At 47.4% G+C, this 8,267-nt stretch carries 6 protein-coding genes; all 6 read right to left on the bottom strand.

Annotated elements, in window-relative coordinates:
* Positions 1-52: 52 nt before the first annotated feature.
* The 6 genes from guaA to BBG47_RS22665 all read right to left on the bottom strand — a co-directional run bounded on the left by guaA (position 53) and on the right by BBG47_RS22665 (position 7,700).
* Entirely contained in the window at positions 53-1,594 is a 1,542-nt protein-coding gene (guaA, locus tag BBG47_RS22690; RefSeq protein ID WP_028533672.1) for a glutamine-hydrolyzing GMP synthase, read from the bottom strand.
* A 442-nt stretch (positions 1,595-2,036) separates the two neighbouring features.
* The gene (locus tag BBG47_RS22685; RefSeq protein ID WP_021259916.1) at positions 2,037-3,002 is read right to left on the bottom strand and encodes an ABC transporter ATP-binding protein; all 966 of its coding nucleotides are present in this window, start codon (positions 3,000-3,002) and stop codon (positions 2,037-2,039) included.
* The gene (locus BBG47_RS22680; protein ID WP_065293607.1) at positions 2,995-3,978 is read right to left on the bottom strand and encodes an ABC transporter ATP-binding protein; all 984 of its coding nucleotides are present in this window, start codon (positions 3,976-3,978) and stop codon (positions 2,995-2,997) included. The genes BBG47_RS22685 and BBG47_RS22680 overlap by 8 nt, the downstream gene beginning before the upstream one ends.
* A gap of 14 nt (positions 3,979-3,992) precedes the next feature.
* Positions 3,993-4,919, bottom strand: a complete 927-nt coding sequence (opp4C, locus tag BBG47_RS22675) for an oligopeptide ABC transporter permease (RefSeq protein ID WP_094183204.1) — start codon at positions 4,917-4,919, stop codon at positions 3,993-3,995.
* Between the two features lie 12 nt (positions 4,920-4,931).
* Positions 4,932-5,888: an ABC transporter permease gene (locus tag BBG47_RS22670; protein WP_021259919.1), complete on the bottom strand. Its 957-nt coding sequence runs from the start codon at positions 5,886-5,888 to the stop codon at positions 4,932-4,934.
* A gap of 72 nt (positions 5,889-5,960) precedes the next feature.
* Positions 5,961-7,700 (bottom strand): ABC transporter substrate-binding protein, encoded by a 1,740-nt coding sequence (locus BBG47_RS22665; protein ID WP_065293606.1) that lies wholly within the window; start codon positions 7,698-7,700, stop codon positions 5,961-5,963.
* Positions 7,701-8,267: the final 567 nt, after the last annotated feature.

Below are 8,267 nucleotides of genomic sequence, written 5' to 3'. Positions count from 1 at the left end.
ATACCGCGGTTAAACGCGGTATAGCCTTTAACTTATTAAGATTCGAACGGAATTACTCCCACTCGATCGTTGCCGGTGGCTTCGATGTTACGTCGTAGACGATACGGTTAACGTTCTCTACTTCGTTAACGATACGTACGGAGATCTTCTCAAGAATATCCCACGGAATACGTGCCCAGTCAGCCGTCATGCCGTCGATGGATGTTACCGCACGGATACCTACTGTGTAGGAATACGTACGAGCGTCACCCATAACGCCGACACTCTTCATGTCCGGCAATGCTGTGAAGTACTGCCAAATTTCATTGTCCAAGCCAGCCTTCGCGATTTCCTCGCGCAAGATCGCATCGGATTCGCGAACGATAGTCAGCTTGTCCTCTGTTACTTCGCCCAATACACGGATCGCAAGACCCGGACCTGGGAATGGCTGACGCCATACGATTTCACGCGGCAAGCCGAGCTCTTCGCCGACTTTGCGGACTTCGTCCTTGAACAACGTGTTCAAAGGTTCGATCAGCTTGAACTTCATGTCCTCAGGCAAGCCGCCAACGTTGTGGTGAGACTTGATCGTCTGAGCAGTTGCTGTTCCACTCTCTACGATGTCCGTATACAATGTGCCTTGTGCCAAGAAGTCGAAGTCGCCTAGCTTCGCGGACTCTTCATCGAAGCAGTAAATGAACTCGTTGCCGATGATTTTACGTTTTTTCTCCGGATCAGAAACGCCTGCAAGCTTGCTCATGAAGCGCTCGCGTGCATCAATTTTGACCACATGCATATCGAACTTGCCGACGAATGTCTCCATTACGCCTTCAGCTTCACCTTTGCGCAGCAAGTTGTGATCGATGAACATACATGTCAGTTGATCACCAATTGCCTTATGAATAAGTGCCGCTACAACGGAGGAATCTACACCGCCGCTAAGCGCGCACAATACTTTACGATCACCGACTGTCTCGCGAATTTCTTGCACCTTGTCCTCAATGAATGTTTCCATCGACCAGTCGCCCTTACATTCGCATACACGGAACAAGAAGTTGCGAATCATTTCATTACCGTATACGGAATGACGTACTTCAGGGTGGAATTGTACCGCATGGAAACGTTTTTCCGGATGGCTCATTGCCGCAATTGGAGCATGCTCCGTACCCGCGTCAACGCGGAAGCCTTCTGGAAGCTCAACAACCAAGTCCGTATGGCTCATCCATACCGTTTGGTTTGCTTCCAAGCCATGTGCCAATTCACTGCCTGGCTGGAATACAACATCAGCTTTCCCGTACTCGCGCTTGCCTGCACGCTCAACTTTACCCTTCAGCTGATGCGACATCATTTGCATACCGTAGCAAATCCCCATGATTGGAAGACCCAATTCATAAATACGCGGATCTACCATTGGTGAATTTTCTTCGTATACGCTCGCTGGACCGCCAGAGAATACGATCCCCTTTGGATTCAGTTCTTGAATGCGTTCGATTGAAGTGTTGTATGGAACCAGTTCACTGTACACGCCCATATCGCGAATACGACGTGCGATGAGCTGGTTATATTGTCCGCCAAAATCGAGGACAACGATCATTTCATGATGTTGCTTTGTCATTGCCGTGCCTCCCTAATACATATTGTCCACTATTATAACGAAATTGAAAAACGTCAGTCAATGTGTTATGTGATCAAGTTTGGATAACTATATAAAATTACTGGTAAAGTGCTATTATTTTTCTTCAATTTGAAAAGTATTCAAGTTATTATAGGATCGAAACAGTAAAATCATGGAACATCAGCCCCTTCCCATAGCGGTAACAGCTGATCCCCCCTAAAAATCGAGGTGTGTATATGCGAAAATCTGTTCATGTTTATTGTGCACTATTGTTGTTTATTTCCCTCTTCATTCCATCTATAAGAACTGTCGGTGTGGTTGTCCCTATCCGGTATATGAAAAATGCCCCGAAGTCGCAATCCGACTGTCGGGGCATTCTATTGGATTTGCGTATCAAAACCAGCCGAATTACCCATTACATTACTTCGTGATTAAAATCGGCTTATACGAGGTGGCAGGCCACTTGATGGTCGTTGCCTACATCCCTGAATACGGGAACCTGCTCACGACAAATATCGGTCGCAAACGGACAGCGTGTGTGGAACTTACAGCCAGATGGAGGATTGGCTGGATTCGGAATATCCCCCTGCAGGACGATTCGTTCACGCTTCAGCTTCGGTATCGGAATCGGCACAGCTGATAACAGTGCCTTCGTATACGGATGCAGCGGATTGCGGAACAATTCGTCTCGCGACGCCGTCTCCATCATGGTGCCCAAGTACATAACCCCGATTCGATCACACAGATGCTCCACGACGCTTAGGTCGTGGGAGATAAACAAATACGTCAAGCCGCGTGTCTTCTGCAGCTTGCGGAATAAGTTAATAATCTGTGCCTGAATCGATACATCGAGCGCTGAGACTGGCTCGTCCGCAATAATGAGATCCGGGTCTAGGATAAGCGCTCTGGCAATTCCGATGCGCTGACGTTGACCACCTGAGAACTCATGTGGAAAGCGATCATACTGATAGGCCGATAGACCGCATGCTTCCATAACCTCAAGCACTCGATCCCGAACTTCTTCCTTCGTGGTCATCCCATGGTTAAGCAGCGCCTCGCCAATGGCATCGCCGACGCGAACACGAGGGTTCAAAGAACTGTACGGATCTTGGAAGATGAGCTGCATCTTCGGTCTAAGCTTGCGCAGCTCCTTCTCCTGCATGCCATAGATATCAATCCCCTGAAACTTCACTTCGCCTTCTGTCTTCTCCAACAAACGAATAATGGTACGCCCTACCGTACTCTTCCCGCTGCCGGATTCGCCAACCAAGCCGAACGTCTCCCCCCGCTTGATGGTGAAGCTGATATCATCTACCGCCTTCACATGGCCAACGGTTCGATTGAATATGCCTGAGGTGATCGGGAAGTATTTTTTCAAATGTTTCACTTCGAGCAATGTCTCAGCCATGTTGAATTCCCTCCTCATACAGCCAGCAAGCAACCCGATGCCGTTCAGCTGTATCCTTCAGCTGCGGCTCCTTCGTCGTGCACACGGACATGCAGCGGTCACAGCGATCATGGAAATAGCAGGACTCAGTCAAAGACAATGGGTTAGGCACCTGCCCCGGAATCGAGTACAAGTCATCCTGACGCTGGCCGATAACAGGCTTCGAACGAAGAAGACCTTGTGTGTAAGGATGCTTCGGATTGTCGAACAGCTCGACTACTTCTCCTTCTTCCACGATCTTGCCGGAGTACATCACGATTACGTAATCAGCGATTTCCGCAACGACACCAAGGTCATGGGTGATGAGCAAAATAGACATGTTCGAATCTTCTTTGATTTGACGCAGCATATCCAGAATTTGCGCTTGAATCGTTACATCAAGTGCCGTCGTCGGTTCATCCGCAATGAGCAGCTTCGGATTGCAGGACATCGCGATCGCAATCATAATCCGCTGCAGCATGCCCCCGCTCAATTGATGCGGGTAACTGTCCAAGATCTGCTCTGCACGAGAGATTCCAACCAGCTCTACCAGCTCGCGAGCCCGAGCCCGCGCATCCTTCTTCGATAGCTTTAGATGCACCATGAGAGGCTCCATAATCTGCTTGCCAATCGTAAGTACCGGGTTGAGGGAGGACATTGGCTCCTGGAATATCATCGCAATATCATTACCGCGAATTTGGCGCAGCTCTTCCTTCGGAATGTGGAGCAGATCCTTGCCACCGAACTGAATATTGCCGTTCACCACTTTACCCGCTGGTTCTTCGACGAGCCCCATTATGGACATTGCGGTTACACTTTTGCCGCAGCCTGATTCGCCGACGATGCATACGGTTTCCCCTTCACGAATACGCAGGCTAATATCATTGACTGCCTTAACAGCCCCTGCTTCGGTATAAAAATAAGTACTGAGATGATCAATTTCGATTACATTCTTCATCAACTGTCATTCCCTTACTTCTTCTGTTTAGGATCGAGAACATCTCGCAAACCATCACCGAACACGTTAATTGCAATTACTGTAGAGAATATAGCAAAACCTGGCGGAATCCACAGCCAAGGGCGCTTCTCGAAGTCCATCAAGCTGTTCGCCGCCTCAATCATATTCCCCCACGTCGGAGTAGGAGGCATAACGCCAAGACCGAAGAAGCTGAGCGCAGATTCACTCAATATCGCTCCACCTGTACTCAATGTAGCGACGACAATAAGAAGTGGTGCTATGTTCGGAATCATATGATTAAACAGCTTCCGCTTATCATCGAGTCCAAGTACAATCGCCGCCTGCATAAATTCTCGTTCACGAATACTAAGCATCTGACTGCGTACGAGCCGAGCCAGTCCTGGCCAGCCAATAAAGCTGAGCATGAACATAACAAGATACATGCGGTATTCCGTAGGAACTTTCCATTCGGACATCATTGCCCCTAAAATGAACAAGATCGGCATGCCCGGAATCGTTAACAACAGATCGGCAAGCCGCATAATAAACTGATCAACAATCCCTCGATAATAAGCCGCAACCGCACCAAGAATCGAGCCGATACATACCGAAATTACCATAGATGCGAAACCAACCGTCAAGGATATGCGGCCTGCCTGCAGCAAGCGCGTCAGCACATCTCGCCCGAGCCCGTCTGTACCGAGCCAATGCTTCATCGAGGGTGCTTTGTTCATCATCGCCAGATTACTCTTGCCGTCCGCATAAGGAGAGAATAAAGGGCCGATGAAGCATGCCAGAAACATAATAATGAAAAATATTAAGCCGGATATGGCTAGTTTGTTTTTCAACAGCTTATGAAAAGCCTGACGCCATAGCGACGTGCGAGCCGCTGCCGGCGCCGTCCGCTGAACCTCTGTAATTCCGCCGGAAATGGATGACATGTTGCTACCCCCTTAATGCAATCTGACGCGCGGATCGGCGACATTGTACAAAATATCCGAAATGAGCGTACCGATTATCGTCAAGATGGCAATGAACATCGTAAAGCCCATGAGAAGCGGATAATCTCTCGTCCCGAAAGATTGCAAATACAATTGCCCAATTCCCGGCCAGTTAAATATCTTCTCGATAATCATCGAACCACTGAACAAGCCCGGAAGTTCAAAGCCGATCAAGGTGATCGCAGGCAGCATCGCATTGCGAAGCGCATGCCGATACAGCACCACTCTCTCCTTCATCCCCTTCGCTCTGGCTGTACGGACATAGTCCTGCCGAATAACGTCAATCATATTGCTGCGGAAATATCGAGTTAATGAACCCACTCCGAGCAAGACCATAACCGCTACTGGCATAATCATATGGTCGATGACTTCCCAGACATAGGCCATCCCTGTAGCGTTGCTTCCTGTTGTCATCATTCCGCCAGGAGGCAATATCTTCAGATCAACGGCCAGCATCTTGATCAGGTACAATCCGATGAAGAATGAGGGAATTGACATCGCAGCAAATAAAAAGACCATTACAGCTGTATCAAAGAAGGAATACTGCTTGTACGCCGAAACAACGCCGATAATGACCGCCAACAACCATGTGAAAAAGGTAGAGACAATGGCTAGCAAGAATGAATTCCACACGTAATCATTGAACAGTGTCACCACAGGCTTCTGCTGTGCAAGGGAGTATCCGAAGTTGCCCTGAAATGCATTGGTCAGCCAATTCCAATACCGCTCCAATACCGGCTGGTTGAGACCATATATGGCCCTGAGCTCTTCTTTTCGTTCAGGCGACAACTTCGTGTTGCCCGCCAGAAAATCACCTGGCATCATTGCGAATAACACAAAGATAAATATGGATGCCGCAGACAAAATAAGGATCATGTACAACATTCTTCGCAGCAAAAAATTACTCATGTTCGCACTCCTTTTGGAAGTCATTCGCCCCTGGCTGCGAATGAAAATGCAGGCCAGGGGCTCCTATGATCATTATTTCAATTCCCAGTCGAACACGCTTCCTGCCACACCAGTCAGTGGAGTAATCTTCAATCCTTGTATACGCCCGTTGTAGGCATATACCGACTTGCGATAGCTTGTGAAGATATAAGGCATGTCGTCATTCAGAACTTGGAACAACTCTTTGTAGATCTTCTTCCGCTCTTCAATATCTGAGGTTGCCAAGCCTTTGTCGTACAATTCTTTTACTTTTGGATTATCATAGCCCTTCACTTCACCGTTCACGAAACGGCGAACGCCATCCGCAGGATCCACCAGAACTGGCGTTGAGAAGGAAGCAATGTCGTAATCGCCACTGTCTGATTTCGCACCAAGTGCGTTGAAGTCTGCGAACAATTCAGGCTCGAATTGAACGCCGATTGCCGCATAGTTTTCCTTCGCAATCGTTACGAACAAGTCATTCCCCTTGCTCTTGGAACCGATGAAGTGAAGCTTCAACTTCTGCCCGTCCTTTTCACGAATACCGTCGCTGCCAGCCTTCCATCCAGCCTCATCCAACAGGGTTTTTGCTTTTTCCGGATCATAGTTATATGGGTTAATACCCTCTTCTGTATATGCCCAAGATGTTGGAGGGCTTGGAATGTTCGCCACTTGCCCTGCGCCTTGGTTCGCATCTACAAAGATGGATTGACGATCAAGTCCGTAAGTCAGAGCCTGACGAACACGTTTGTCTTTGAATGTCGCATGCTCATGGTTAAATGCCAAGAAGCCATAGTTGCTAGCTGTCGCCGGTACGAGATTCAAGAAGCCCAATCCCTTCAGCTTCTCAATATTTTCTTGTGTCGCCGTGAAGGCACCGTAGTCCTGCTCACCAGTTTCAATGAACTGCCACGTATCTCCTTCTGTTGTTTTGTATATGAAATGCTCTGTCTTTGCTTTGCCTTTGAAATAGTTTTCATTGGCGATAAAGCGAACCTCTTGCCCTGGAATGAACTTATCAAGCTTGTATGGGCCTGTTCCAACCGGATTGGCGTGCAGGTTTTTAATATAATCCAGCGGCTGGCCTTGCTTATATTCCTTGCCATAGTAAGCTTTGGACAATACGTCACCGCCAAGGATCGTCAATGCTTGAGAGTTCCCTTGTTCCAAGGTGACAGAGATCGTATTCGGATCGATCACCTTAATGCCTGAGATCGAAGAAGCTTTACCTTCTTTATAGTCCTTTGCACCCACGATACCGATAAGGGACAAATCTTCTTCGCCTGTGTAGCCCTTGTCATTTACTAGTGTCCATGTGAACGCAACATCATCCGCCGTAATCGGTGAGCCGTCACTGAACTTCAAGCCTTGGCGCAGGTGGAACGTAAATGTTTTTCCATCCTCCGTAATCTCCCATTTTTCTGCCAATCCTGGAATCGGCAGTCCCTTCTCGTCATTCGTAACGAGTGGAGTATACAAAATAGAGGACACGTTGCCGTCATACCCGCTCTCCTGGAAGTAAGGTGTGAAGGCACCACTCGGATCTACCAACCCGACAATGATCGTGTCGGTACGCTTCTTCGCTTGTTCTGGGAGCTTCGACATATCCGAAGCACTAACCGGTTCTGTCAACAAATCTGCAGGAGGTGTCGCGGTCTCTCCCGAACTGGAGTTGTTGGATGACACCTGACTTTGTCCTTGGTCTGCAGGTGCGGCACTGTCATTCGAGCAAGCTGCCAGAAGCAAGCTGCTAGCCATCGTTAGAGATAAGAGAAGAAGCAAAGTTTTCTTCATGTTGACCCTCCTGAAATGAACAAGTTTATTATCGACTATCCCTATAAGCACAGTAGGAATTTCATAGGCCTAATTATAATCCACTGGTAAATTTATGTACATAGTAAAATTGGTTCAATTTATGATCAATAAGTCGAATTCCCCGAATATTCACTACATATTCCTGTAAATGCTTCCGTTTAATCTAAATATCTCTTTATTAGATTGATTGTCTAACTCGTTAATGAAGAAAAAGCTATCTGCTCAAAAGCAAAGTTGTACGGCGATGATGTCAGAGCGGTGACGCTTGGGTCATGTGATGGGGTATCGTTCTGTTACCATAGGGATTTTCTATATTTCTGTAAGAAAATTTATAAATATACATTTTAGAGGTATCGCTAACTCTCCGAGGGATTGTCCACCATATAAAGTCAAAGAACACTGTTATTCCACGGTTCATGAACATAAAAGACGACTTTGAAATAGTGACAAAACACCTATTATTCACGTGCATATGTATGTATTTCTATGTATTATACTGCATAGATCCGAAGATTGATAGTTATTTTTTTACATTAGATTCCGGTC

Origin of the sequence: Paenibacillus sp. KS1 (assembly GCF_001680695.1) — a bacterium.
Classification (GTDB): domain Bacteria; phylum Bacillota; class Bacilli; order Paenibacillales; family Paenibacillaceae; genus Paenibacillus_B; species Paenibacillus_B suaedae.
This window is presented reverse-complemented; position numbering and strand designations above follow the sequence as displayed.